This window comes from Methanoregula sp. (assembly GCF_049518935.1).
Taxonomy (GTDB): Archaea; Halobacteriota; Methanomicrobia; order Methanomicrobiales; family Methanospirillaceae; genus Methanoregula.
The window spans coordinates 28,535-50,367 of sequence record NZ_JBEKRH010000003.1; the positions used below are offsets into that span (position 1 = coordinate 28,535).

The window sequence follows — 21,833 nt, forward strand, 5'->3', positions numbered from 1 at the left end:
TGGCGTGCATCATCTCGTACTTTGTGGAACATCGGTACACATACCAGCACATCTTTCAAATCCTGTCAGTTCAATATCGATATTTTTGTATCCGATCCACCCGATGGTTTAAAATTGTGGTGGACGTCCCGGAAAATTTCCCGGGGTAATAATTTAGTGATAATTATTGTGTTATTGGAAATTGTTATATGAACTCCAGTCCTTATACTATTACGAAGTGTCACGAGGAAATATATGAAAAGAAATATCCAGATTGAAGCCTTGGACCAGATCCCCCTTGAAAAGCAGCGTATCGAACTTGTTGAACGCAAATGTCTCGGCCACCCTGACAGCATTGCCGATGGAATTGCCGAATCGATCAGCCAGGCACTCTGCAAGGCCTACCTCGACGAATTCGGGTTTGTCCTCCACCACAACACTGACCAGGGCGAGGTAGTCGCCGGGGAGTCCGCCCCGAAATTCGGTGGCGGGAAGATGATACGCCCGATCTATGTGCTTCTCGATGGTCGTGCCACCCGGCAGTTCAATGGCATCACAATTCCGACCGATGCCGTTGCCGTCGAGGCAGCACACACATATATTCACAAGATCCTCCCGGAACTCAACCTCAACCGCGATGTCATCGTTGACTGCCGCCTTGGTATCGGATCCACGGACCTGCGGGATGTCTTCAAGCCCAGTCAGGGCAAGGCCCCGCGCTCCAACGATACCTCGTTTGGTGTCGGGCACGCTCCCTTCTCGGAAGTCGAGACCATCATCAGGAATTCCGCTGATTTCATCGACCTGAAACTGCGGAAGAAATACCCTGCAATTGGTCAGGACATCAAGATCATGGGGCTTCGGGACCGGGATACCATTACCCTTACTGTCGCGTGCGCTATCGTCGACAAGTACTGTGCGGATATCCGCGAGTACCAGGAATACATGGTGCTCCTCAACGAGCAGATCACGGCCGTTGCAAAGAAGAGCACAAAGCGAAAGGTTGTTGTCCACGTAAACACCGCGGATGATATCAAGAAGAAGAGCGTTTTCCTGACCGTAACGGGGACTTCTGCCGAGATGGGCGATGACGGTTCGGTAGGCCGCGGCAACCGCTGCAACGGTCTTATCACTCCCAACCGCCCGATGAGCATGGAAGCCACCAGCGGCAAGAACCCGATCAACCATATCGGGAAGATCTACAATCTCCTGTCATCACAGATCGCCCGCGAGTGCGTGACAAAGGTCGACGGGATCGAAGAGATGTATGTCCGGCTGCTCTCCCAGATTGGTAAGCCGATCGATTACCCCCTCGTGGCAAGTATCCAGGTGCTGCCGAAATGTGGTGTCGTTCTCAAGGAGATCAATGCTGAGGTTCTCGAGATCGTTGATGATCAGCTGGCAAATGTCACCTCTGTCACCGAGAAGGTAATCGAAGGCAAACTCAGGACCTTCTGAAGCGAACATGGCTAAACCGGCAAAATCGTTACGGAAACCCGGGGAATCCGGCCCCCTCCCCTTTTCTGAAGTTGTCCGGCTTGCAATTCCCAACAAGGGCAGGATCGCTGCCCCCATTATGGAACTCGTGGAGAAGAGCGGGCTCCACCTCGCCGAGACCGGGGAACGGCGCCTTATCACCAAGACCCTTGATCCCCACGTAGAGATCCTTTTTGCCAGACCTGTCGATATTCCGGAATACGTAGCTACGGGAGCTGCAGATCTCGGGATCACGGGCCACGATATGGTTGTGGAACGTGAATCCGATGTTGAAGAACTGCTTGACCTCCAGTTCGGCAGGGCAAAAGTGGTCCTCGCGGTTCACGAGGACTCCGGGATCACTTCTGTGAAACAGCTTGAGGGCAAGAAGATCGCTACAGAATTCCCGGTGATAACCCGAAATTACTTCGGGCGCCACGGTGTGAATGTTAGTGTTGTACTTGTCGGAGGAGCCTGTGAGGCAACGCCGCATCTTGGGATCGCTGACGCGATCATCGATCTCTCCAGTTCCGGTACTACCCTGAGGACCAACCGGCTCCGGGTGATTGACGAAGTGCTTGTTACATCTACTCACCTGATAGCAAACCGGGATTCCATCAGGACCAAGAAGGACAAGATCGATGAGATTCACCTTGCGCTGGAGAGCGTGATCCGGGCACGCGGACAGTGCTACCTGATGATGAACGTAAAGCGTACATCTCTGGAGACGGTGAAACGCGTGTTGCCCGGCCTCTCCGGCCCGACGGTGATGGACGTAGCTTCTAATGAGGGTCTCGTGGCAGTTCATGCCGTTGTGAACGAGGAGCGGGTATACGCGTTGATCAATGCCCTGAAGCGTGCAGGAGCAAAAGACATCCTTGTTATGGGTATTCAACGGATGATCCGCTGATGGTTATGAAGATCTTTCCGGCTGTTGACATCCTCGGCGGGCGATGCGTCCAGCTTGTGCAGGGAAAGCGGGAGAGTGCAATATCCTATGGCGATCCTCTTGCCTGCGCCATGCGCTGGCTTGATGAGGGAGCAGAAGCCCTCCATGTGGTCAATCTCGATGGAGCATTTGGCAGTTCTGGAAAGAATGCAGACCTGATAACCGGACTTATCCGGAAGACCGGTGTGGAGATAGAACTGGGCGGAGGCATCCGGTCCGTTGATGATGCCGCCAGGTGGCTGGAGACCGGCGTCTTCCGGGTGATCATCTCGACACTCGCCACGCAGGAACCGGCATGTATCCGGGAACTGGCGGACCGGTTCGGGAGTGCCCGGGTGATGGCTGGTGTTGACGCCAAAGGTGGCCTGATTGCGGTCAATGGATGGCAGGAGACTGCGGGCGACTACCTTGCGTGGGCAAAGAAGTTTGAAGAGCTTGGGGCCGGATCCCTCCTCTATACAAACGTTGATGTTGAGGGCCTGCAGCAGGGAGTCCGGTTCGAACCGGTGAAGCGCCTGATCGATCATGTCGGTATCCCGGTCGTGGTGGCAGGGGGTGTCTCTGCCCGATCGGATGTAGCCGGGCTGAGAAATGCAGGTGCCTTTGGTGCCGTGCTTGGCTCGGCCCTGTATAGCGGGAAGATCAAACTGAAGGATGCAATGGAGGAATGTCGATGAGAGTCGTGGAAGTCAAGCGTGAAACAAAAGAGACGAAGATCGCGATCAGACTTAACCCGGATGGGGTCGGGAAGATCTCGGTGGACAGCGGTGTGCCGTTCCTTGACCACATGCTGGCCGCAATGGCACGTCACGGGGGTTTCGATCTCACCTGCACGGCAAAAGGCGACCTGCATGTGGACTGCCACCACACTGTCGAGGATATCGGGATTGTGCTCGGTGATGCAATAAAGCAGGCGATCGGTGACGGAGCAGGTATCCGTCGTTTTTCCCATGCAATTATTCCCATGGATGAATCTCTGGCGCAGGTAGCCCTTGATTGCGGCGGCAGGGGATACCTTGTCTGGCACGGGTCGTTTGGCAACAAAGTCGTAGGGACGATCCCTGCCGACATCTTCGAGCATTTCTTCTATTCACTCAGCACCCGGGCTGGCATCACGGCGCATATCACCTTCTCCGGAAAGAACGATCATCACCAGTGCGAGGTGACGTTCAAGGCGTTTGGCATTGCTCTTGGAGAAGCGCTTTCTATGACCGGGGATAAAAAGGCAATCCGGAGCACGAAGGGGAAGTTCTGAGCGCTCTGCCAGGATCCGGCTTCAGGAAGAAAATTTTACAAAACCAGAAATACTTTACAATTGTTATAAGAGAAAAAGTGTTGATTAGTTGGACTTTGCTGCCAGGTCAACATCTTCTTTCTTGATCGTCTTTCTGCCAGCGTGCTCGGCAAGCTTGTTGGCTTCCTTGGTGAGCTGGGCAATGTACTTCTCTGCCTTTGCAACGAGTGCCTCTGCTGCATCGCTGCCTACTCTTTCGGCTCCGTTCTTCTTTGCAATCCTTACAACTGCTGCGATTGGTAAATCTGCCATACTAATTACCTCAAAAAGAAATCCCATTGGTATATATAAATACTTTTTGGGAAAATACTGCAAATTATTCAGTATTACGATATTTGAGGGTTTACTGCAAGGCAAGCGGAAATCGGGGTTCAGAATTTCGCAGAATATTTTTTAATCCCATTATCTGCTTATTCAGGAAAAAAAGGGTATTTTTAGGGGTTTTATTTTATTCCAGCAAAGATGCTGCGAGCAATAGCGCATTCACATAATTTGGAGAGGCGCGCGAAGTATCCACGAAAATTCTGCTGATATTTACAACGGGCGCACCATGCCCGTGGCCGCCTCCAAGGAGCGTGAGCGTCCGGAAGACCAGATTGCCGGAAATCCCATCCGGTGCAATGATCAGGCCACAGGTTTCAACAGCATCTTCGATCAGGATCTCGCAGTGCACCGAACCGGAAAGTTTTGCAATAAGCTCCGCCTCCGCCATGCTTGCGTCAACCTGCTTATGACGTCCGACATCCCCCAGTCTTCCCCCGGAAAGAATACCCGTTTTATCAGGAAGCCCGAATTTTTTTGCAATTTCCTTCCCTTTTCTGATCAGCTCGAGTTTTTCGGGAACTGTCCATCCTTCATCCACTCCGACAGGTGTGAGCAGGAATTTTTTCCCGGTAACCGTTTCCAGGAGGGCAATCCGCTCAAGGTGATCAACTCCTTCAGCTTTTTTCAGTGCCTTGAGGGTTACGTTGGCAGGGAGGGTGCCCCGCACGGCAGCATCGATCTTCCCTGAAACAAGATCGTCGATCATTGCCTGTTCAGGGTGCGTATGTTCAACAATGTGGATGGTACTTTCATCGGGTTTCCTGGCAACGATGCCCGGGAGGCAGTAACAGAATGTTGAAAACTTCCCTGCAACGCAAAGAACGCTTTCGATGACCTTCTCCGGGTCACTCCCTATTCCGATACCGATCCGCTTCAGCGCGACTGGCATCCGACATCCTCGAGGGTCAGGTGCATGATCCCGTTATTGATGAAGTCAAAGACCTGCGTCTCCTCGCCATCATACCGGATCCGGAGGGTTCTCTCGTTGTCAACGGCCCCAATCACTTTTGCGGTCATTCCGACACCGGCAAAGAGGGCTGTGAGTTCCTGCACATGATCCGGGTTAACCGTCAGGATGAATCCCATACCCGGGTACATCTTCACCCATTGCTCAAATGTTATGTGATTATCGGCAAGATTTGGCCTGGGGATCAGGTCAAGATCGATCTCCGCCCCCTTTCCACTTACTTCCAGCAGCATACCGAGGGTGCCTATGACCCCCGGGTTGCTGATATCCTTGCCGGCAGTCACCAGATGCCTGCTTCCAATCTCTTCCATCAGGCTGATCTGGGCCCTGACCTGAGCCGGTGTCTTCATGGTTACCGAGTCCCAGTTGAGTGCGCAGGAGGGATGGACGCGGCCGTTCAGATCTATCGCTGCCACTACGCAATCCCCGCTCTTGGCAGTGTGACTATAGATGATAGAATCCAGCCGCGCCGCTCCGAGAATCGAGACATCGATGACACTGTACGGTGCATCCGGATGGAGATGGCCGCCGACTATCGGGACCCCGAACTGGGCCGATGCGTCGTGCATCCCCCTGACAACCTGCTCAAGGGCGGTGGTCTTCGAAACAGAGAAGATATCGACCATCGCAATGGGTCGTCCACCCATGGCTGCAATGTCATGGATGTTGACGAGCACAGAGCAGTAACCTGCCCAGTAGGGGTCGGCATCCATCAGCCTGCTCCAGATCCCATCGGCAGCGAGAAGGAGCGCCTCACCGTTGTGCTCGATCACCGCTGCATCTTCGCCGAACGCGGCAACAACGTGAGGGGCATCAATCCGCAGGGCCTTGACCATCTCACCGATGGCATGCTTGCGTTTGACTCCCTCGTATTCCCGGACTACTTTTGCAATCGTCTCTGTGGAGCAGCTGTGGACCACGACATCACCTGGAATGACTTACGACTAATATCTTCGTTTATGCTAATTGCGTTTCATCAGAGATAATTTATTTGCTCTGACTCCGATAACAGAAACATCGCTGATGGCTAAGTGATTTTATTTGATATACGGTCAACGTGTTGGTATGGACTGGGCAGAAAAATACCGCCCCGCACATCTCGCGGACATCGTTGGCAATACAACTGCGGTCCGCCAGATTGCAGAGTGGGCGAAGAACTGGACGAACAAATCCCGCCCCCTCCTGATCTACGGCAAGCCTGGCATAGGGAAAACCTCCACGGCCTTCGCGCTTGCAACCGACATGAACTGGGAAGTGATCGAGCTCAATGCGAGCGACCAGCGGACGGCGGCAGTCATTGAACGTATTGCCGGCGCAGGAAGCGTTACGGCAAGTTTGACCGGGGCCTCCCGTAAACTCGTGGTCCTGGATGAAGCAGACAATCTTCAGGGTACAGCCGACCGTGGGGGGGCAAAGGCGATACTTGAGTGTATCCGTCATGCCCAGCAACCGATGATCCTGATTGCCAACGACATGTACGGTATCTCCCCGGAAATCCGGGCACGGTGTGAACCGGTACAGTACAAGGCAGTTCCCGCACGTTCCATTGCGCCACGGCTCAAATTTCTCTGTGCAGCAGAAAAGATTGCGTGCAGCGATTCCGCGCTCCACGTAATTGCCGAGAGCGCGGAAGGCGATATCCGCTCCGCGGTCAACATGCTCTATGCCTCAGCGATCGGCAGGGACCGGCTTGACGATGTTCAGGTCCACACATCGCAGAAAGATGAGCGGATATCCATCTTCTCCCTGATTTCAGCACTGTTCGGAAAGGCCCCGGATGAGGACCTGATGCGCCTTTCGTATGATGTGGACGACACTCCGGAGACCATCGAGCAGTGGGTCGAGGGAAGCGTTCACAGTATCCCCGATCCTCATGCGGTGGCCCTGGCATATACCCATCTCTCCCGTGCGGATGAATATCTCGGCTATACCTACCGGCGCCAGTATCATACGCTCTGGCGGTACGCTACGGCTCTGATGCTCCTCGGGGTTGCAGACGCGGCGGGTGGGTGTGGCATACATACCCGCATCATGCCTCCTGAACGATGGCAGAAGATGTCAACTGCCAGGAAACAGAAGGCGATCCGGATAGCGACCCTCAATAAAGTATCCTCAATGATGCATATCCCGCAGAACACCCTGCGGGAAAATTATCTGGAAACGGTCTCGATGCTCGTCGGTAATGACCCTGCCATGTATGCCCGGGAGCTGGCTTTCGACGCTGATCAGCTCAACTTTTTCCTCAATGACCGGGCCCGATCCGCGGAGGTCATTAAAGTCCTGGTGCAGGAAGATAAGGAAGCGGAATCGCGAAAAAAGCCAAAGAAAGAATCTAAGAAAGAGAAGGCAAAAAAAGAGGAAATCCCGGCACTCCCTGTTCAGGAATTATCCCCCGAACCCCCGGCTCCCCTTGTGGAGACACCTGACCCGGTAACGGAATCCGAAGAAAAAAAGATCCCGTCACACACCCAGTCAACCCTGTTTGACGGATTCTGATCGCCGGTAATAACGGTGGAGGATCACTCCGCAGTCGATCTTCTCCCCCCCATCCCCCCACGATTCGAATCCCAGGTGATAGACAATGAGATCGCAATCGATCTTTTTAGCAAGGGCAATCAGGGGAGGGATCATCTCTTCTGCCGGACGAATTGCATAGATCACCCCGGTTCCTGCGTAAACAGAGAGATCGGGATCGAATATATCGTCAGTGGTAAAAACGATACCGGGGAGTGGGTCTTTCCTGTGGATGTCAGTACATCGGACGGGAATCCCTGCCTTGTGGATCAGCAGTGCCGCGCCCGGGTTGTGCCCGACCCCCACTTCGACGGCGCTGGTATAGTTCTCCGAGATGAACCTGCCGACGCACGTCTCAATATGTTTATAGGAGTCCATTCCAACAGAATATAGCGATGCATATCCATATTTTTTGGGATGCCCTCTCCCCGGCCGGCTTACAGACGCCGGTTTCACGCATGATTTCTGCGGTCCTCGGCGTGCCGGCTACGGTTTCCGAGAACCACGTCAGGATGATGGGATATGTGGTCAGCAGGAAACAGATCGATGCCCAGGCACTTCTTGACAGCATCCAGACCTATAAGCACCGCCACGGGATCGCAGAACCCGTCCTTCTTGTTGTCCATCAGGATCTCTTCCGGAACGGCAACAGTTTTGTCTTCGGCCTCGCCCGCCAGCAGGTGGGTGCGGCAGTTGTCTCCACAGCCCGGCTCGGCAATGAATATTACGGGCGACAAAACAACGATGATGATCTTATGGACCGGATTACCAAGGAGGGGGCTCATGAGATCGGGCATCTCCTTGGCCTCGATCATTGCGAGAACAGGGAATGTATCATGTTCAAACCCGATACACTCGATGAACTTGATCGCAAGAAGAAGATGCTCTGTCCCACCTGCCGCGAGCATCTTGCAGTGAATCTTGGAACCTGCTAAAGCGATCATGTGTTTTCCTCTTTTACACATCATCTCCTCAATAGTGTGGAATGCCCCCTTGCTCCGGTACTTGGGGGGTTACGGACCATCCTGTTGTGCTGCGGTCTCCTGCATGCATTAAGCGCTGTCTTCCCCCCTCGCAAAGTACAGTCAAAACAGGTATTTTGCATCCCGGCACGGAAAGCATGAGTATTCAGATAAACACACACACTCCACGGTTCAGATGAGTGCTGTTCACGTTATGGGCAGGATATCAATTTCCATCCTGCTGATCCTCTCATACGTAGCTTTCAGCTGGAGGATGGGCCAGAGCTCGTACAGAAGTACGGTTACCGGCTCCCACATGGCTGCCCAGCCAATGACCAGGAGGGCATCGGCAAAGATCTGGGGAATGAGGGAATCCCCGAAGGATGAGACATATGCCCTGGCAAGCAGGGCGATGGTAAGGAAGGGAAGGCCGATCAGGAGGGTTGCTCTGCCGTGACGGATGCGGGCCCGGTATTTTCTTTCGGCTACCAGCATTTTGTACTGGAAATGGTTGTGGATTGCCGGGGCAATCTTGTGGGCCTGTTCTCCGGAAACAAGATCTTTTGGCAGATAGATGATCATTTTAAATTCTGTTCTTGCGGGGAAGTCCTTGACCGTCTCGACAATATACTGCTCTGCTGCGGAATCGAGCTCTTTCTCATGGAATGGTGCCGGATCGAACGAGTTGAAGAGCTGCATGATCGAGGTAAGTTTGATCTCGAGCAGGATCTTGCCGTCGACTTTCCGGTACAGTGATTCAATATCGTCCATAATCCTGTTACCTTGTCCTATAGCCTTCGGAGACCAATAAACCTCACGCAAGGAATTCAACCCAGGGATCTCTGGCGGTTGATCGCATCGAGTGCCTCTTTTATGATCTCCTGGGCCCCCTCGTTCTCCATCCGGTACAGGTGCTGGAGCGGGGGAATTGCCCGGGCATCCCCGATCTGCCCGAGCGCCCAGGCAGCTTTCAGCCTCACGCGGGGATCATCATCCCAGAGCGTGTCGATCAGTTCACCGACCGCATCGGTGTCGCCGATCCGGCCCAGCATCTCGGCAGCTTTCCACCGGGTGCCTTCGTTGTCGTCCGAGAGGAGCGCGATAAAATGGGCGAGCCTCTCCCGATATTCAGGGGATTCTTCTGAACCGGCTGCCTGCTCCGGTTCTTCCGGAGATGCGGGCTCCTGATCGTCCATGAGTACCGGAAAGGGCGTATCTACAAAAATATTGCGGATCGTACCCTGTGTGAAAAAAAGAGAAGAAGAAAGACAAACGGGAAAAATTTTACTCTTTTTCCTTTACGTAAATGATCCCGTCGGGATCCTTGTAATCGGTCTTGATGACGAGCGTGTTGGAGAGCCGGTTGAACATCCGGAGTTTCGTACCCGGCATCCCAAGCCATCCGACCAGGCAGTCAAGCGGCAGGATGAACGCCTTGCCGAAACTTTCGATCGCCGCGGTCCTGTAATGGATCTTCGTCCCGTCCCGGTTGACGACCTTGAGGTTCATCACCATCTTTCCAATGGACTGTCCCCTGCCCTGGAACCCTTCCATGACCGTCCAGTAGGCAAAGAAGAAGAGGGTCTGGAAACCGAATTCGAAGGGATCCCATCGTGTAAAATCCAGATACTGCGGGATATTCCAGAATGGGAGAAATATGCCATGGACGATATTGAGGAAGAGGATGACCATGATGAAATCGATCAGCCATGCCCAGAACCTGGTGCTCCATCTGGCAAGATAGAGAGTCTGGCCGCGATCCTGGGTGATTGTGGAAGTATACTGGATACCTGATGAAGTTGCGGTTGATTCCGGTTCCTGTGTTGGATCAGCAATAATTGCGGATCCCGAAGGTTCATCTGCCATTTCAGGATCTCTGTTGTCTTCCGAAATGCATGAAGTTTACTCTTGAGCATATCGGATACCCGGCCGGGATCCCCGGAGGAAGAAACTATTTCCCGCCGCAGATAATAACGTTAAAAAACAGTCCTCAGGTGAACCTGAAGAATCAATGCGGAGGAATCGGCTGGCATGACAGATGCAGTCATTACCGAATTTGCAGGCACGCGCAAAGGGACCCTGGTCAGGTACTACCAGTACGGGAACGGCGGCGTGCGGGTACTGGATGGCAACAAAAAGTTGAAACGGCTCTACCTTTTCGATCCATCCGAAAACATGATGACGGAACGCGATCCGGTACGGCAGGAGAAGATCCTCCGAAGGTTCGTCTTCGATCCGTACGGCATGCTGGAGGAGACCTTTGCATTCGGCGAGCGCCCGCGGACCTTCCGCTACGAGGATGGTGCCCGGCGGATCGCCGTCAGGGAAGGCGGGGAGTACGGCGCGGTGGGCAAGCTCTTCACGTTCGAGGAAAGCGGGATCTCCGAGACCGGCTGGGGCCGGAACGGGGAGATCGAACGGGTCTATGTCTTTGAATCCGGTGACAGTGCCATCACGGAACGCCCGGGAGGATGGTTTGGCACGGTCGACCGGACGATCGTCTTCGAGGGAATTCGCGCCTCGGTGTTCCGGGAACCTGAATCGTTCCTCCAGTTCCTGATGTTCACTGAATGGAGCGCCAGTGACCGTGAGCAGGCCGTGAACGAGCAGGTGGCAGAGATACGGGGCGGGCAGAAGGGAGCTCCCGGCCGGAGCCCGTACGGGTATACCGGCGCACGCCCTGCTCCCGGGAATGCCGGGGGGGCCACCAGAGGTACTACGGGGGCCCGGACATCCCGGGCCTCTGACGAGGCCGGTATCGATTTTATTCCGGATGCCGATTCACCCGGGGGGACCGTAGCCCGGGGGCCGGCAGTCTCCGCCCGGCCCAGCCGCGAGATCTCCTATGAAGAACGGAGGCCGCGTGGCCGGAACGATCCCGTACGGATGCCGCCGGGCAGGAGTGCCGAGATCCCCATTGCGGAACGGTTTGAGGGAGTGCGTGAGAAAGAACCGCTGTCCCGGGGAAGGAGCGTTGAGATTCCGATCGCGGAACGATTCGAGAGTTCCCGGGAGAAAGAGCAGCTCTCCCGTGGGAGGAGTGTCGAGATCCCCCTTGAGGAGCGGTTCGAAGGTGCCCGCGAGAAGGAGCAGCTCTCCCGCGGGGGAAGTGTTGATATTCCCCTTGAAGACCGGTTCGAAAGTTCCCGCCGCGAACGGGAGAAGTTATCCAAGGGGAAGAGTGCGGACATCCCGTACAGTGAGCGCCGTGGCGGGAATCGCTGAAAAATTATAACAATTTTTTCACGCCAAAGACGAGGATGATCGCCCCCGTCATGGGGAGAAGTCCGGCCGCAGCCTTTGGGGTCGGTGTTGGTACGGGTGCCGCAGCCTGGCTCGCAGTCGCATGTACCGGCGCTGGGATTGTGAGAGTCTCCGTAAGCGAACCGACCAGAACACAGGTCGCCGTGACCCTGACGGTGTCACCGGGTTTGAGCGGAAGGGCGTATGTATAAGTGAACGTGTCCTTCGTGGGCTGGCTGGTATAATCGCGGTTGATAACCACGTCATCATTGACTTTTACCATCACATTTTTGATGTAGTGGACATCGGGATTGGGCACCGGGTGGGTGATCGTCACATTCAATTGGCCGGTCACGTCATTGTATGCGAGATCAACAGCGGTTGGCGGGGTGGCGGCAACCGGGTTTACCAGAAGGAATGCGAGAGCAAGAATCGTTGCAATAACAACGAGTCCTTGTGACGCCGGGGCTCGCGGCCGGTTCATGAATGCACAGAAAATATCGTTCATGCAAATCTCCGTTACCAGAGAGTGAGCGTATGGAGTTTTAAATGTTGCATATTTGCCAGCAGGAAAAAAAGAGGGTACTTACTCGTCGCACCGGAGCCTGCCGGCCTTGGCGATGTCCTCGAGTTCCTTCTCTTCAAAGAAGATTGTGACGAGTTCCCGTTTTGTGCCAAGGGTGCTGACTATGGTATCAGTAAATTCCTTAGCGAGCCTGCGCTTCTGTTCGATCGAGATGCCTTTCCGGCTTTTCATGATGATGACGGGCATGATAGTACCTCACTCAGCTAATATGCCGGATTGTGATAAACGGGCTTCGGTTTTGCGGTTCCGGATCAATGGTTTTGATGGGGACCTTACACCCGGTCTTCCGGCTATTGAGATCTGGTTACCGTTTTTCAGCAAATTCAGGGAAATTTTTTTTGAACAGGGGTTGATCATCGTTCATATGGCGCAGCATGCTCACCTTAACTTCTGAAGATGGTACGAAAATCGCCTACGAAAAACAGGGAAGCGGTCCCGCCCCCGTCATCGTGTTCGGTGCGCTCTGCGATCGCAACGGTCCCGTGCGCAGACACCTCAGATGAATTCCGATCCCGGTAATTGCGTCTGTTCCCTGGCAAGGGCAGGATAGCAGAGATTATCCGGAAACATAAAACCTTAATTATGTGGATGCTCTGAATTTAAAAAGGATAAAAATCCAGATAAATGGGTTGAGACAAAATGGATGCATTTTCGGTTTTTCTTCTGATTGTCGTAATTATCGTAGTATTATGGTTGTTGACATCCGGACTTCACCTGATACACGCGAATGAGGTCGGCATCGTAACCAGGAAGATGTTCGGACCAACATTACCCCAGGGCCAGATAATTGCTACGAAAGGGGAGGTTGGATTGCAGGCAGACATCCTGATGCCGGGATTATACTATTATTTTCCGATCCTCTGGAACGTGGAACGGGAAACGGTTGTTACGATAGAATCCGATCATGTCGGTGTCGTATCATCGATCGGTGGCATACCGATTCCCGCAGGCCGGCTCCTTGGCGACGAGGTGAACAGCAATTCATTCCAGGACGCCCGGTTATTCCTCGAAAACGGTGGCTGCAAAGGGCCCCAGATCGGTATCCTGAAACCCGGAACCTACCGGATCAACACGCGGATTTTTTCCGTTAAGCCAATGCCGGTTATCGCAGTTTCCCAGGGAAAAGTCGGGATTGTTACCGCGCTTGACGGAATTCCCCTCCCCTCGCGGTTCGCCATCGCACCGGGACCGTCGGGAGACCACAGCCATTTCCAGAATGGCCAGGCATTTATCAAGAGTCTGGGATACCGGGGAACTCAGCTTGAAACGCTCCAGCCCGGTGATTATTACATCAACCCGCTGCTCTTTGAAGTAATACCGGTCGACATGGCCATTATCCCTCCCGGGAACGTGGCTGTCATCATCTCAAGCGTCGGCGAGGAGCTGGAAAAATCTCCTGACCCGGCCCCTCCGGTCCCAGCCGAACCCGACCTGAGCCAGCCGGTGCACGAGGATGCGGAGAAAATCCTGATCACCGACAAGACAAAGCGAGGGATCCTCCGGGATCCCGTTGCGCCCGGGAAATACAACCTTAACACCGCCGCATACCGGGCTGAAATCGTCCCGACCAGTGCAGTGACCATCGACTGGGCATCTGCCGAAGGCTCCAAGGAATCCCTCCAGTTTACGCAGGGCAACGTTCGGGATAATGCAAATGTTGCAGAATTTTTCAAGTTCGCCCAGCTGAAAGTCACCTCAATGGATGGGTTCCAGCTGGAAGTCGATGTCAGGCTTATCATCCGGATACCGGCAGACGATGCCCCGTTTGTGATTGCCCGGTTCGGAAGCGTGTACAATCTCATCGAACAGGTCGCACACCCTCTCATCGATGCATCGTTCCGGAACGAGGCCGGCAACGAGGCGGCACTCCAGTTTGTGCACAGCCGCACGGAACTGCAGACAAAGGCGTTCGAGAAAGCCCGCGACGAGTTCAAGAAGTACCATGTCGAAGTCCAGGGACTCCTCATCGCATACATCAAAGTGGACGAAGCACTTCTTGAGACCCAGACGAAGAAACAGATCGCAGTCCAGCAGCAGCAACAGTACATCCAGGAAGCAGCAGCACAGGAACAGCGGATTGCGGTAGCAGAAAAAACGGCACGCGCCAATAAGCAGGGCGACGTTATCGCAGCAAAGTTGTCCATCGACATTGCGAAGGACAACGCATCGGCGGTCCGTGAGGCTTCATACGGTACACGGGACGCAACAAAAGCTGAGGCGGACGGCCAGAGTTACGCCAACGAGCAGGTCGGGCTCGGTACGGCAAAAGCGTACACTGCACAGAAAGAAGCTCTCGGGTCGGAAAACGTTGCTATGCTCAATGCCATCCAGAAGATCGCCGACGGCCATATCATTATCACGCCGAATGTACTGGTGACCGGCGAAGGTGGCCAGGGTGGGAACATTCTGACCGCATATTTCGCCACACTTCTGGAGAAGCAGCAGAAAGCATCAGTTCCGGTCGAAGAAAAGAAGTAAGATCCCGGAACTATCCTTTTTTCCTGATTTCTGTGAAGGGACCAGTGGTTTTAGATCCTGCACTAACTGGTGATAGTTATGGTGATGCCGGGTGGGGCGGGGCCGGGTTTGTGGTGATGGGGCGGACCCGGGACCGGATTTAGTACCGGACCCGTCGTCGATTCCCGGAACTGATGGTACTGAAAATTTGCTCATGACCAGCGGTTTCCATGTGCCCCGATCAGATTCAGTGCAGGTTTGATTCCCAAGTGTTCCCTGCATGAAAAATTGTTTGACCAAATCCAGAAGGACTATGATGGGGTTTTGTTCCGGGAAAGTACATAGAATAAAATTCCTATCTGCCCGATTACGGCAACTATTGCTACGATAAACATCTGGAGGAATGGATTTCCTGCCACGGGAATCCATGGCCTTATATCAAGAGACGGCATGGCGAAATAGGTGTAGACCGCCGTGAGTGCAATGAAAAATGTCAGGATGGAAGAAAGAATGATTGAGACGTTCATCTTCCTGTCAGGATTCAGCAGTGCCCGCCCGAAGGGTGTCAGATTGAAGTAAATCCACTTGTGGTCGTTTTCTGTTGATTCGACAAGGCCGGCGTTTTTCAGCCGTTCGAGGTGGTGATGAATTGTCGGGGGGGCTAATGAGAGTTCCTTTGCGAGTTCAGCATTGGTTTTTTTCCTGCTGCGAAGGGAAGAAAGGATACGTACCCGGGTTTCTGAAGACAGACTATCGATTGTAGTTTTGTCAATCGTATAATCGGTCTCAGGTTCCATAAGTAATCTTGTAAAAAAATAATACTTCAATATTTCTATATTTACTGATACGAATCCTAATGAAAAAGGATTCTTTTCCCGATTGTTAGCTTTGGATCTAACATTTTAATTCATTATATTACTCATCTTATCAAAGCATTCCCTGAAGACATTCTGTGTCTTCAGAATTCAAAACGGAGATGATACTGGTGAAACGATGGATTGCACTGGCATGTATCGTAAGTATGCTCCTGATCGTAGGAATGGCTTCGGGAGCGGGAGTTGAGGATAAGAACACGGCATTACGCCCGGTCACTCACGATAATCTCGTAAATCCCACGTCACCGCTTCACCCGTTCGGGAACGAACCGGGAGGGGTGATTGACGACAAAATCTTTGAGTCGCTTGCATCCTGTTACTCTGAAAACCTGATCAAATCCTACGGCCCTGTCCCGATCTTCACGAAAGACCATCAGATTGTATCGCGGGGTATCATGGCGAATTATACCGCTGTCGAACGGGATGCCTGGTACAAGAAACTCGACGGTCTCTATGAGTCGTCGAAAGGATCTTTTGAAAACCAGTATGCATATCCTAAGGGGCCGGTGGTCTCCTACGGATACAATGCAGTGGGTTCGGTTGCGGTCGGCCTTCATGAAAAAGATGTTGTTGACCAGAATACCCTCGATGAAATGTATTCGTTCATTGCCTCAGAATCAAAAAAACAGGGTATCGACAATGTCCCGGTAATTTTCTTCGCTGAACCCGTTAGTTTTTTTCCCCGTCACGCACAGCAACCACCGCAAGCTTCGGCTCATCCTTCCGTATCCTGGTATGCGAGTGGGGCGGAGCCGGGCTTATGGTGATTGGGCGGACCCTTGGGCCGGATGAGGAGGGGGCCGTCGTCAGTTGCCGGAACCGGGGATACTGAGATGTGCAGGTACAGAAGATTCGGCCCCCCTCAAAAAATCAGAGACCCACAAAACAGGTGAGAAAATAAATCAATAGTATCCGTATTTTTTATGAGCCTGTTCGATTGGCAGGATCTCCTGGACAATCACCAGTTTTTCCTCTTTATCGATATCGTAAAATGCGGTGTAACTGCGGGAAATGTGAAGCCGGTAAATTACAACCCCGCCTCGTAAAACCAGTTTTTCTTTATCGCCCTGGCTTCCCGGGAATGGATCTTCTTCAAGCCGTTTCAGGGCAGTCTTGATGATCCTGCGTGTCTTGTCCGGCAGGCGATTGATCTCATCAGATAACTCGTGCCAGAGTACAAGGGAGAATGTCACTCCTTAATCTCCGAAAGTGAAACGTACCCTTCTTTCTTCCGGCCGCTCCACGTCCTGACATCTTCTTCGAGCCTGCGCCGTTTCCGGTCCTCGATCATTTCTGCCAGGAGATCCGTATAGGTCTGGCCGGCTGCCCGCATCTCCGCAAGATCCTTCCATACCGGTTCTGTTACGGGTATCCGTTTTACCGCAGACATGAGCAAGTTGTAAGCATTGTAAGTATGAATACTTTTGGCGAATTTTTCCTTCATGCGTGGTGCGGCCCCGTCCTATCAGTGATTGACGGAACCCTATCAGGTACTGAGGCCGTCGTGCTTCTCCGGAGCCGGGGGCACTGAGCAACGCCGGTACCGGACGGGTCGGGTCGCATGCGTGTGAGGCAGATCGGTTCTTTTCGATTGACGGTCCGGAACCGGATTGGGAGGGTGCCGTCTCTTGTGAAGGCGGAGGTGGGATGAGGTAATCGAGGCATCCGGGAAGAATGAGCACATGAAGTGTGTTCCTGGCATTGTTCGTCGAAATGATGGGGCTGGCACTGGCGCAGGTTGTGGACAAAGGCGACAACGCGGGAGATTGTGGGGATTATTACCGGGATGGGGATATAACGTGGTGAGGATTTTTTCCGTTCTTATTTCCGTCACTTTTCTCCTCTTATTTTCACTCCCCGTATGATTCATTATTATAGAAATACCGGGTGATATTAGAGTAAAGGGATAAGAATGAAAATAAAATACCCTGAAATTGGTATTTGCGGGCTTTCCTGCAGACTTTGCCCTCATTTCCATACTGAAGGTGCAAGTAAGTGCGGCGGATGTAAAACCGAATCCAGAATGAGTGCCGGCTGCCCGTTTATCACGTGTGCGCTGAAGAAAAAAGGAATCGAATTTTGTTGGAATTGTCAAGAAAACGAAACCTGTGAGAAATGGAAGAAACATAGAGATTCCGGGAAAAAAACCGATTCATTCAAGTGTTATCAAAAACTTGAAGATGATATTGCATTTATTCAAAAGAACGGGGTAAATGAGTTTGAAAAGTCGCAAAAAATAAGAGAACACCTGATAAAAGAGATGTTGCGGGAATTCAATGAAGGACGTTCAAAAAGCTATTATTGTATTGCAGCTACCGTTATGGAAATCAGGGAACTGGAAGTAGCATTGACTAAAGCCAGGAAAAATTCTGATGGATTGGAAATTAAAGAGAAGTCACGAGTCCTTCATTTAATATTGGATGAAATTGCCAAGCAAAGGAATTATTATCTGAAGTTGAGAAAATGAAAGGAAATTTTTGGCGCGGGATCGCCAGGTCCCTTCCAGCAAAGTCTGCCAGCAATAGTGGTAATGAGTGATAGCCGGACCCCCCACGCCAGAGGGGGTACCCCACGGGGGGAGTCACCCCTCCCTTCGCGATCGCGTGGCGGTGCGGACCCGGGGCCTCTCTTTTGATTGACGGACCAGGAACCGGATTTAGTACCGGACCCGTGAATCTCCGGAACCGGAGGTGTCCGGGGGAGGAGGATGGGGATGAGGTCAACAGAAGCCATTTTGACCTCCGATTGCCCTTTCCGGGGATCCGACAGACAACTTTTCAGCAAAAAGAAGCACCCTGATTTCAGGGAACGGCCATTTTATTCTCTGATTAGCGATCTGGCATCCTGTTTGTGCCCGGAAAAGACCACATTTAGCAACGATACAGCAGCAGATATTCGGAAAGACGGGCTGGGGCATAGGGTGCGAGAAAAGAACCCCTGTTTTCCGGATCGGGTTTTACATCAGAGAAAAGGGAGGGCTTCGTCGGTGGGAAACCGGGATGGGGCGATCGGGAAGAGTTAGGGAGCATGGATCATGGGAATTTTTTCGTGGCCCGGGTCCGGACCGGAAATATTTTTTGTTCGTGTCGGCTACGGCCGGAAAAATTCCGGTACGATTGTGTTTGGATCCAAAAATTTTTCTGGCCACATGATTTGATCAGGTAATCAGTTAGACCGGATTTTTTTTGGAAACCTGATGTGGGATTGTTGTCACCCGCTTTCCGTGTCGGGCCGCGTGCGTTTGGGGCGGGGCCGGGCCTGTGGTTGTTGGGCGGACCCGGGGCCGGATATAGTACCGGAACCGTCGTCACTCTCCGGAACCAATGGCTGAGAAGAGCCGGCACAAAATGAGTCCCGGCACCTGAACCCACAAACCTCATCCCCGACCCAATTAGTACCTGTTACCCGTGGGCGAAAAACCCGACAAGTTCACTCATCAACCGGTCGCGTCCATGTTCCGGTCGATCAAGGTGCACGTAATGAGTAGCGTCGGGGATCGTAACTATCCTCACGTTCGCAGCGTGAACCGCATCGTGCGCGAAAGCCCGGGCGTCTTCAGGTCGGCTCCAGAAATCCCGTTCCGATCGTATGATCAGCACCGGCGAAGTAATTGAGGATGCGTCGAAGAGGCGCCTTCCTCCTGCCTGGTAGAAACTATCCTCCATGGCACCCCTCGGTGCCCGGAACGCTGGCGGGCTGTGCCGGTCCGACAGAGGATCGCTGCGCAGTGCGGCTTCGGTATAGGCTTCTGCAACGGCGGGGTCACGCCAGTCCGCCTTATCGGTTGAGGGAATCGAACGATCCCACGAAGGCAGAAGAGAAGCTGAATCATTGAGTGCGTAGCCACCCGCCTTTGGCGTGAAACGGTCCGGATGTCCCGGATCGGAAATCGGCGACCCGGGTCCGATAGCGGGGTGTTCGGAAGCGCCGCCGTACAGGGCATTGAGCATCACGATGTGCCCAACCCGGTCCGGCCAGAGCGATGCGTAGTACGCAGCCCACATCCCGCCCGTTGCCCAGCCGAACAGGCCAACCTGGGCTCCCCCGTTTCGGCGCGACGCTTCCCGAACGACCGCATCGATGTCGCGGACCATTTCGTACGCACGGGAGAGCGGGTGACTTTCTCCCGGAGGTTTATTCATGGCTTCGGATCTGGATGAGCCCCCATAGCCCCGGGCATCCATTACATATACGATCCTGCCGAGCTGCGATGCGAGATCCCCTGCCAGCGATCCATGGGGTACATCGAGGTCGAACGATGCGATACCCGGCACCCGGGCGCCATGAACCAGGATCAGGGGCTCTTCACCCGGGCCATCCTGCGGCCTGATCTCGCGGACGTGTATCGTTTGCCCGTCGATGGTCGTCACCTGGAAATCACTACGGACAAGCGCCGGGCTGCCGGCCTCAGCAGCCGGGGCGTTTGGAAGTACCATAACAGCAGTTTTTGAGTGGCTGCACATAAATTGTTGCGGCCGGGAAAACCCGAAGCGGGATCGTGATCCCCCGCCTTTCGTGCCGATTACGTGCGGCGGGGCGGGCCGGGATTGTGGTGGTTGGGGGACCCGAGGCCGGTTTAGTACCGGACCCGTCGTCAGGTGCTGGTACTTGGGCACTGAACAGCGCTGGTGCGGACTGGTCGGGACGAACCATGTGAAACCAACCGGGAATTCTCTTCTGTTGAAAAAAAATAACATCGCGTCGATTTCGAAGAGGTAATTATGGATGAAAACCCACTTTCACCCAGCACAGGAAGCAACAATTTATATTATGATGGTATTGAATATACGTACTTATATTAATTTCACCGAGCGAGCCAATGCAAAACGAAAGTCGCCAAATTAGAATTTATATCAAATCTAAAGATGAAGACAGCAAAGATGTACCTATAACTCTTATTGCATCTTATTTCCAAAATCTTCAAAATATTCTATATCAAATTTGTGAAGATATAAATGAGGACGATTGCCGGCATGCTGGTAGATATCCCGGGTTTATTGTAGAAAATTGCGAACTTGTTTTAAAGAAAATGACTATTAACAGCAGCGATGCAATCGTTGGTCTTAGTCAAACCCAAACTGCACTTCCGTTTCCTGATATAGGAAAAACATTAGGAGAGAGAGCCATACTAAAAACAAATGACGTTTTTGAGATTGTTCGACAAAGGGATAATATTTATCCGGATCTTTCACCAGTAATCTCAGATGAAGGTAGACGATATCATATTCTGTCAGAGGTTGATGAAATATGGCCAGACGAAAATTCAAAATATGATGTCAAAATTGGCATCGGTAAAATAGAGGATAACAATCTTCGTGAGTTGAATCCAAAGAGAAAACCGAAAATCAAACAAGCTTTGGAACGAGAGATAACCCAATCAGAACGAACAATTTCTGGTAGATTAGTGGAATTAAACGTTACCAAAAAACATTCCTGTCAGATTGAAACGCCCGATGGAAAGATCTTTTGTAAATATAAACCTGAAATTGAAGAGGTTGTAAGATCTAATACAGGAAACTTTGTGTCCATTTCTGGCATGATGGCGGATGCAAATACTATTTTACTCGAATCGGAATTGGCGATAAGGGGCATCAAGACAATTTCCATCCAACAAATTAAAATTGATGATAAATTTGTCAATTTAAAATCTGATATCGTCCTCAACGTAAATTACGATAAGATCGAAAGCAAATATATTGTCGATAGCAAAGTGTTCAACATTTTTGCAATTAATGGCGTTTTTAATCTAGCTGTTGAGGATATTCAGGAACAAATGGGGATGTTGTGGAAGGGCTACGTACAAGAAGATGTTTCCAATTTAACCAAGCCAGCAATAGAGTTTAGGAAAGTCCTTAAAAAAATAATTGGAGAGTAAAATGGTTTCCCTTAAAGGCCAAAAAGCACATCGTTCTTTCCTAAAAAAGGGGTTCAAAGATGAACGAGATAGAAAACACATCTTCTATTATTTTTACTTTAACGGGAAAAAATCCACAATCTATACAAAAATGAGTCATAATCCTGGCGATCTTAATGATTATCTTATAGGTCGAATGGCGGATCAGCTCAAACTAGAAAAAAATGATTTTGTTGAACTGGTGAAATGTCCTCTTTTGGAAGAAAATTTGATTGAAATCTATAAACAAAAAAGTTTGATTTAAAAACTCAGGCCCGGGTCGGATTAGACCCTCGTAATTTTCCAGAATCGAT

At 52.2% G+C, this 21,833-nt stretch carries 25 protein-coding genes; 12 read left to right on the forward strand and 13 right to left on the reverse strand.

Annotated elements, in window-relative coordinates; translation table 11 throughout:
- The first annotated feature begins 234 nt into the window (after positions 1-234).
- The 4 genes from ABSE13_RS03380 to hisB are packed head-to-tail and all read left to right on the forward strand — an operon-like array spanning position 235 to position 3,659.
- Entirely contained in the window at positions 235-1,437 is a 1,203-nt protein-coding gene (locus ABSE13_RS03380; protein WP_424027081.1) for a methionine adenosyltransferase, read from the forward strand.
- Positions 1,438-1,444: 7 nt separating this feature from the next.
- Positions 1,445-2,365: an ATP phosphoribosyltransferase gene (hisG, locus tag ABSE13_RS03385; RefSeq protein ID WP_424027082.1), complete on the forward strand. Its 921-nt coding sequence runs from the start codon at positions 1,445-1,447 to the stop codon at positions 2,363-2,365.
- 5 nt (positions 2,366-2,370) lie between these two features.
- On the forward strand, positions 2,371-3,081 hold the full coding sequence (gene hisA / locus ABSE13_RS03390) for a 1-(5-phosphoribosyl)-5-[(5-phosphoribosylamino)methylideneamino]imidazole-4-carboxamide isomerase (RefSeq protein WP_424027083.1): 711 nt from the start codon (positions 2,371-2,373) through the stop codon (positions 3,079-3,081).
- Positions 3,078-3,659: an imidazoleglycerol-phosphate dehydratase HisB gene (gene hisB / locus ABSE13_RS03395; RefSeq protein ID WP_424027084.1), complete on the forward strand. Its 582-nt coding sequence runs from the start codon at positions 3,078-3,080 to the stop codon at positions 3,657-3,659. Before hisA ends, hisB begins: the two co-directional genes overlap by 4 nt.
- A gap of 84 nt (positions 3,660-3,743) precedes the next feature.
- Here the strand turns inward: hisB and ABSE13_RS03400 are convergent, their stop codons facing one another.
- The 3 genes from ABSE13_RS03400 to ABSE13_RS03410 form a co-directional block, all read right to left on the reverse strand.
- Positions 3,744-3,950 carry a histone family protein gene (locus tag ABSE13_RS03400; protein ID WP_292544835.1) on the reverse strand — a complete coding sequence of 69 codons (207 nt, stop codon included), beginning with the start codon at positions 3,948-3,950 and terminating at the stop codon, positions 3,744-3,746.
- Between the two features lie 196 nt (positions 3,951-4,146).
- The gene (gene mtxX, locus ABSE13_RS03405; protein ID WP_424027085.1) at positions 4,147-4,911 is read right to left on the reverse strand and encodes a methanogenesis marker protein Mmp4/MtxX; all 765 of its coding nucleotides are present in this window, start codon (positions 4,909-4,911) and stop codon (positions 4,147-4,149) included.
- Positions 4,896-5,909 carry a methanogenesis marker 2 protein gene (locus ABSE13_RS03410; RefSeq protein WP_424027086.1) on the reverse strand — a complete coding sequence of 338 codons (1,014 nt, stop codon included), beginning with the start codon at positions 5,907-5,909 and terminating at the stop codon, positions 4,896-4,898. The genes mtxX and ABSE13_RS03410 overlap by 16 nt, the downstream gene beginning before the upstream one ends.
- Positions 5,910-6,054: 145 nt before the next feature.
- Here ABSE13_RS03410 and ABSE13_RS03415 point away from each other — a divergent pair, with 145 nt between their 5' ends.
- A complete protein-coding gene (locus ABSE13_RS03415) occupies positions 6,055-7,485 on the forward strand; it encodes a replication factor C large subunit (protein ID WP_424027087.1) in 1,431 nt (476 codons plus the stop codon).
- Here the strand turns inward: ABSE13_RS03415 and ABSE13_RS03420 are convergent.
- Positions 7,462-7,881, reverse strand: a complete 420-nt coding sequence (locus tag ABSE13_RS03420; protein ID WP_424027088.1) for a UPF0146 family protein — start codon at positions 7,879-7,881, stop codon at positions 7,462-7,464. The two genes, ABSE13_RS03415 and ABSE13_RS03420, sit on opposite strands and share 24 nt — an antisense overlap.
- Positions 7,882-7,898: 17 nt before the next feature.
- Between ABSE13_RS03420 and ABSE13_RS03425 the strand changes: the two genes are divergently transcribed.
- The gene (locus ABSE13_RS03425) at positions 7,899-8,438 is read left to right on the forward strand and encodes an archaemetzincin family Zn-dependent metalloprotease (protein WP_424027089.1); all 540 of its coding nucleotides are present in this window, start codon (positions 7,899-7,901) and stop codon (positions 8,436-8,438) included.
- A gap of 234 nt (positions 8,439-8,672) precedes the next feature.
- Here the strand turns inward: ABSE13_RS03425 and ABSE13_RS03430 are convergent, their stop codons facing one another.
- From ABSE13_RS03430 to ABSE13_RS03440, 3 genes are all read right to left on the reverse strand, one after another.
- Positions 8,673-9,236, reverse strand: a complete 564-nt coding sequence (locus ABSE13_RS03430) for a hypothetical protein (RefSeq protein ID WP_424027090.1) — start codon at positions 9,234-9,236, stop codon at positions 8,673-8,675.
- A gap of 56 nt (positions 9,237-9,292) precedes the next feature.
- Positions 9,293-9,661, reverse strand: coding sequence for a HEAT repeat domain-containing protein (locus ABSE13_RS03435; protein WP_424027091.1), 369 nt, complete (start codon positions 9,659-9,661; stop codon positions 9,293-9,295).
- An 88-nt stretch (positions 9,662-9,749) separates the two neighbouring features.
- The gene (locus ABSE13_RS03440) at positions 9,750-10,331 is read right to left on the reverse strand and encodes an RDD family protein (protein WP_424027092.1); all 582 of its coding nucleotides are present in this window, start codon (positions 10,329-10,331) and stop codon (positions 9,750-9,752) included.
- Between the two features lie 165 nt (positions 10,332-10,496).
- Between ABSE13_RS03440 and ABSE13_RS03445 the strand changes: the two genes are divergently transcribed.
- Positions 10,497-11,690 (forward strand): hypothetical protein, encoded by a 1,194-nt coding sequence (locus tag ABSE13_RS03445; RefSeq protein ID WP_424027093.1) that lies wholly within the window; start codon positions 10,497-10,499, stop codon positions 11,688-11,690.
- Positions 11,691-11,694: 4 nt separating this feature from the next.
- On the opposite strand, the gene ABSE13_RS03450 is transcribed toward ABSE13_RS03445, so the two are convergent.
- Positions 11,695-12,216, reverse strand: a complete 522-nt coding sequence (locus tag ABSE13_RS03450; protein ID WP_424027094.1) for a hypothetical protein — start codon at positions 12,214-12,216, stop codon at positions 11,695-11,697.
- A 78-nt stretch (positions 12,217-12,294) separates the two neighbouring features.
- Positions 12,295-12,480 (reverse strand): tautomerase family protein, encoded by a 186-nt coding sequence (locus ABSE13_RS03455; protein WP_424027095.1) that lies wholly within the window; start codon positions 12,478-12,480, stop codon positions 12,295-12,297.
- A 624-nt stretch (positions 12,481-13,104) separates the two neighbouring features.
- Between ABSE13_RS03455 and ABSE13_RS03460 the strand changes: the two genes are divergently transcribed.
- Positions 13,105-14,772, forward strand: coding sequence for an SPFH domain-containing protein (locus ABSE13_RS03460; protein ID WP_424027096.1), 1,668 nt, complete (start codon positions 13,105-13,107; stop codon positions 14,770-14,772).
- A 290-nt stretch (positions 14,773-15,062) separates the two neighbouring features.
- On the opposite strand, the gene ABSE13_RS03465 is transcribed toward ABSE13_RS03460, so the two are convergent.
- Entirely contained in the window at positions 15,063-15,548 is a 486-nt protein-coding gene (locus ABSE13_RS03465; RefSeq protein WP_424027097.1) for a winged helix-turn-helix domain-containing protein, read from the reverse strand.
- Between the two features lie 188 nt (positions 15,549-15,736).
- Between ABSE13_RS03465 and ABSE13_RS03470 the strand changes: the two genes are divergently transcribed.
- Complete coding sequence (locus ABSE13_RS03470) at positions 15,737-16,393, forward strand: hypothetical protein (RefSeq protein WP_424027098.1); 657 nt, start codon at positions 15,737-15,739, stop codon at positions 16,391-16,393.
- A 135-nt stretch (positions 16,394-16,528) separates the two neighbouring features.
- Here the strand turns inward: ABSE13_RS03470 and ABSE13_RS03475 are convergent, their stop codons facing one another.
- Together ABSE13_RS03475 and ABSE13_RS03480 are read right to left on the reverse strand one after the other, a co-directional pair.
- On the reverse strand, positions 16,529-16,819 hold the full coding sequence (locus ABSE13_RS03475; RefSeq protein ID WP_424027099.1) for a type II toxin-antitoxin system RelE family toxin: 291 nt from the start codon (positions 16,817-16,819) through the stop codon (positions 16,529-16,531).
- A complete protein-coding gene (locus tag ABSE13_RS03480; protein WP_424027100.1) occupies positions 16,816-17,016 on the reverse strand; it encodes a hypothetical protein in 201 nt (66 codons plus the stop codon). Before ABSE13_RS03480 ends, ABSE13_RS03475 begins: the two co-directional genes overlap by 4 nt.
- Positions 17,017-17,538: 522 nt before the next feature.
- Between ABSE13_RS03480 and ABSE13_RS03485 the strand changes: the two genes are divergently transcribed.
- Positions 17,539-18,093 carry a DUF3795 domain-containing protein gene (locus tag ABSE13_RS03485; RefSeq protein ID WP_424027101.1) on the forward strand — a complete coding sequence of 185 codons (555 nt, stop codon included), beginning with the start codon at positions 17,539-17,541 and terminating at the stop codon, positions 18,091-18,093.
- A gap of 934 nt (positions 18,094-19,027) precedes the next feature.
- Here ABSE13_RS03485 and ABSE13_RS03490 read toward each other — a convergent pair.
- The gene (locus tag ABSE13_RS03490; RefSeq protein WP_424027102.1) at positions 19,028-20,062 is read right to left on the reverse strand and encodes an alpha/beta fold hydrolase; all 1,035 of its coding nucleotides are present in this window, start codon (positions 20,060-20,062) and stop codon (positions 19,028-19,030) included.
- A 383-nt stretch (positions 20,063-20,445) separates the two neighbouring features.
- On the opposite strand from ABSE13_RS03490, the gene ABSE13_RS03495 reads away from it, so the two are divergent.
- Both ABSE13_RS03495 and ABSE13_RS03500 read left to right on the forward strand, forming a co-directional pair.
- Positions 20,446-21,501: a hypothetical protein gene (locus ABSE13_RS03495; protein ID WP_424027103.1), complete on the forward strand. Its 1,056-nt coding sequence runs from the start codon at positions 20,446-20,448 to the stop codon at positions 21,499-21,501.
- Between the two features lies 1 nt (position 21,502).
- The gene (locus tag ABSE13_RS03500; protein ID WP_424027104.1) at positions 21,503-21,784 is read left to right on the forward strand and encodes a hypothetical protein; all 282 of its coding nucleotides are present in this window, start codon (positions 21,503-21,505) and stop codon (positions 21,782-21,784) included.
- The last annotated feature ends 49 nt before the right edge of the window (positions 21,785-21,833 follow it).

Coding starts and splice junctions, on each gene's coding strand:
- ABSE13_RS03430 (WP_424027090.1), bottom strand. CDS start 9,236: ATGGACGATATTGAATCACTGTACCGGAAAGTCGACGGCAAGATCCTG.
- hisB (WP_424027084.1), top strand. CDS start 3,078: ATGAGAGTCGTGGAAGTCAAGCGTGAAACAAAAGAGACGAAGATCGCG.
- ABSE13_RS03495 (WP_424027103.1), top strand. CDS start 20,446: ATGCAAAACGAAAGTCGCCAAATTAGAATTTATATCAAATCTAAAGAT.
- ABSE13_RS03440 (WP_424027092.1), bottom strand. CDS start 10,331: ATGGCAGATGAACCTTCGGGATCCGCAATTATTGCTGATCCAACACAG.
- ABSE13_RS03400 (WP_292544835.1), bottom strand. CDS start 3,950: ATGGCAGATTTACCAATCGCAGCAGTTGTAAGGATTGCAAAGAAGAAC.
- hisA (WP_424027083.1), top strand. CDS start 2,371: ATGAAGATCTTTCCGGCTGTTGACATCCTCGGCGGGCGATGCGTCCAG.
- ABSE13_RS03490 (WP_424027102.1), bottom strand. CDS start 20,062: ATGGTACTTCCAAACGCCCCGGCTGCTGAGGCCGGCAGCCCGGCGCTT.
- ABSE13_RS03500 (WP_424027104.1), top strand. CDS start 21,503: ATGGTTTCCCTTAAAGGCCAAAAAGCACATCGTTCTTTCCTAAAAAAG.
- ABSE13_RS03480 (WP_424027100.1), bottom strand. CDS start 17,016: ATGTCTGCGGTAAAACGGATACCCGTAACAGAACCGGTATGGAAGGAT.
- ABSE13_RS03465 (WP_424027097.1), bottom strand. CDS start 15,548: ATGGAACCTGAGACCGATTATACGATTGACAAAACTACAATCGATAGT.
- ABSE13_RS03425 (WP_424027089.1), top strand. CDS start 7,899: ATGCATATCCATATTTTTTGGGATGCCCTCTCCCCGGCCGGCTTACAG.
- mtxX (WP_424027085.1), bottom strand. CDS start 4,911: ATGCCAGTCGCGCTGAAGCGGATCGGTATCGGAATAGGGAGTGACCCG.
- hisG (WP_424027082.1), top strand. CDS start 1,445: ATGGCTAAACCGGCAAAATCGTTACGGAAACCCGGGGAATCCGGCCCC.
- ABSE13_RS03380 (WP_424027081.1), top strand. CDS start 235: ATGAAAAGAAATATCCAGATTGAAGCCTTGGACCAGATCCCCCTTGAA.
- ABSE13_RS03415 (WP_424027087.1), top strand. CDS start 6,055: ATGGACTGGGCAGAAAAATACCGCCCCGCACATCTCGCGGACATCGTT.
- ABSE13_RS03485 (WP_424027101.1), top strand. CDS start 17,539: ATGAAAATAAAATACCCTGAAATTGGTATTTGCGGGCTTTCCTGCAGA.
- ABSE13_RS03420 (WP_424027088.1), bottom strand. CDS start 7,881: ATGGACTCCTATAAACATATTGAGACGTGCGTCGGCAGGTTCATCTCG.
- ABSE13_RS03445 (WP_424027093.1), top strand. CDS start 10,497: ATGACAGATGCAGTCATTACCGAATTTGCAGGCACGCGCAAAGGGACC.
- ABSE13_RS03450 (WP_424027094.1), bottom strand. CDS start 12,216: ATGAACGATATTTTCTGTGCATTCATGAACCGGCCGCGAGCCCCGGCG.
- ABSE13_RS03455 (WP_424027095.1), bottom strand. CDS start 12,480: ATGCCCGTCATCATCATGAAAAGCCGGAAAGGCATCTCGATCGAACAG.
- ABSE13_RS03435 (WP_424027091.1), bottom strand. CDS start 9,661: ATGGACGATCAGGAGCCCGCATCTCCGGAAGAACCGGAGCAGGCAGCC.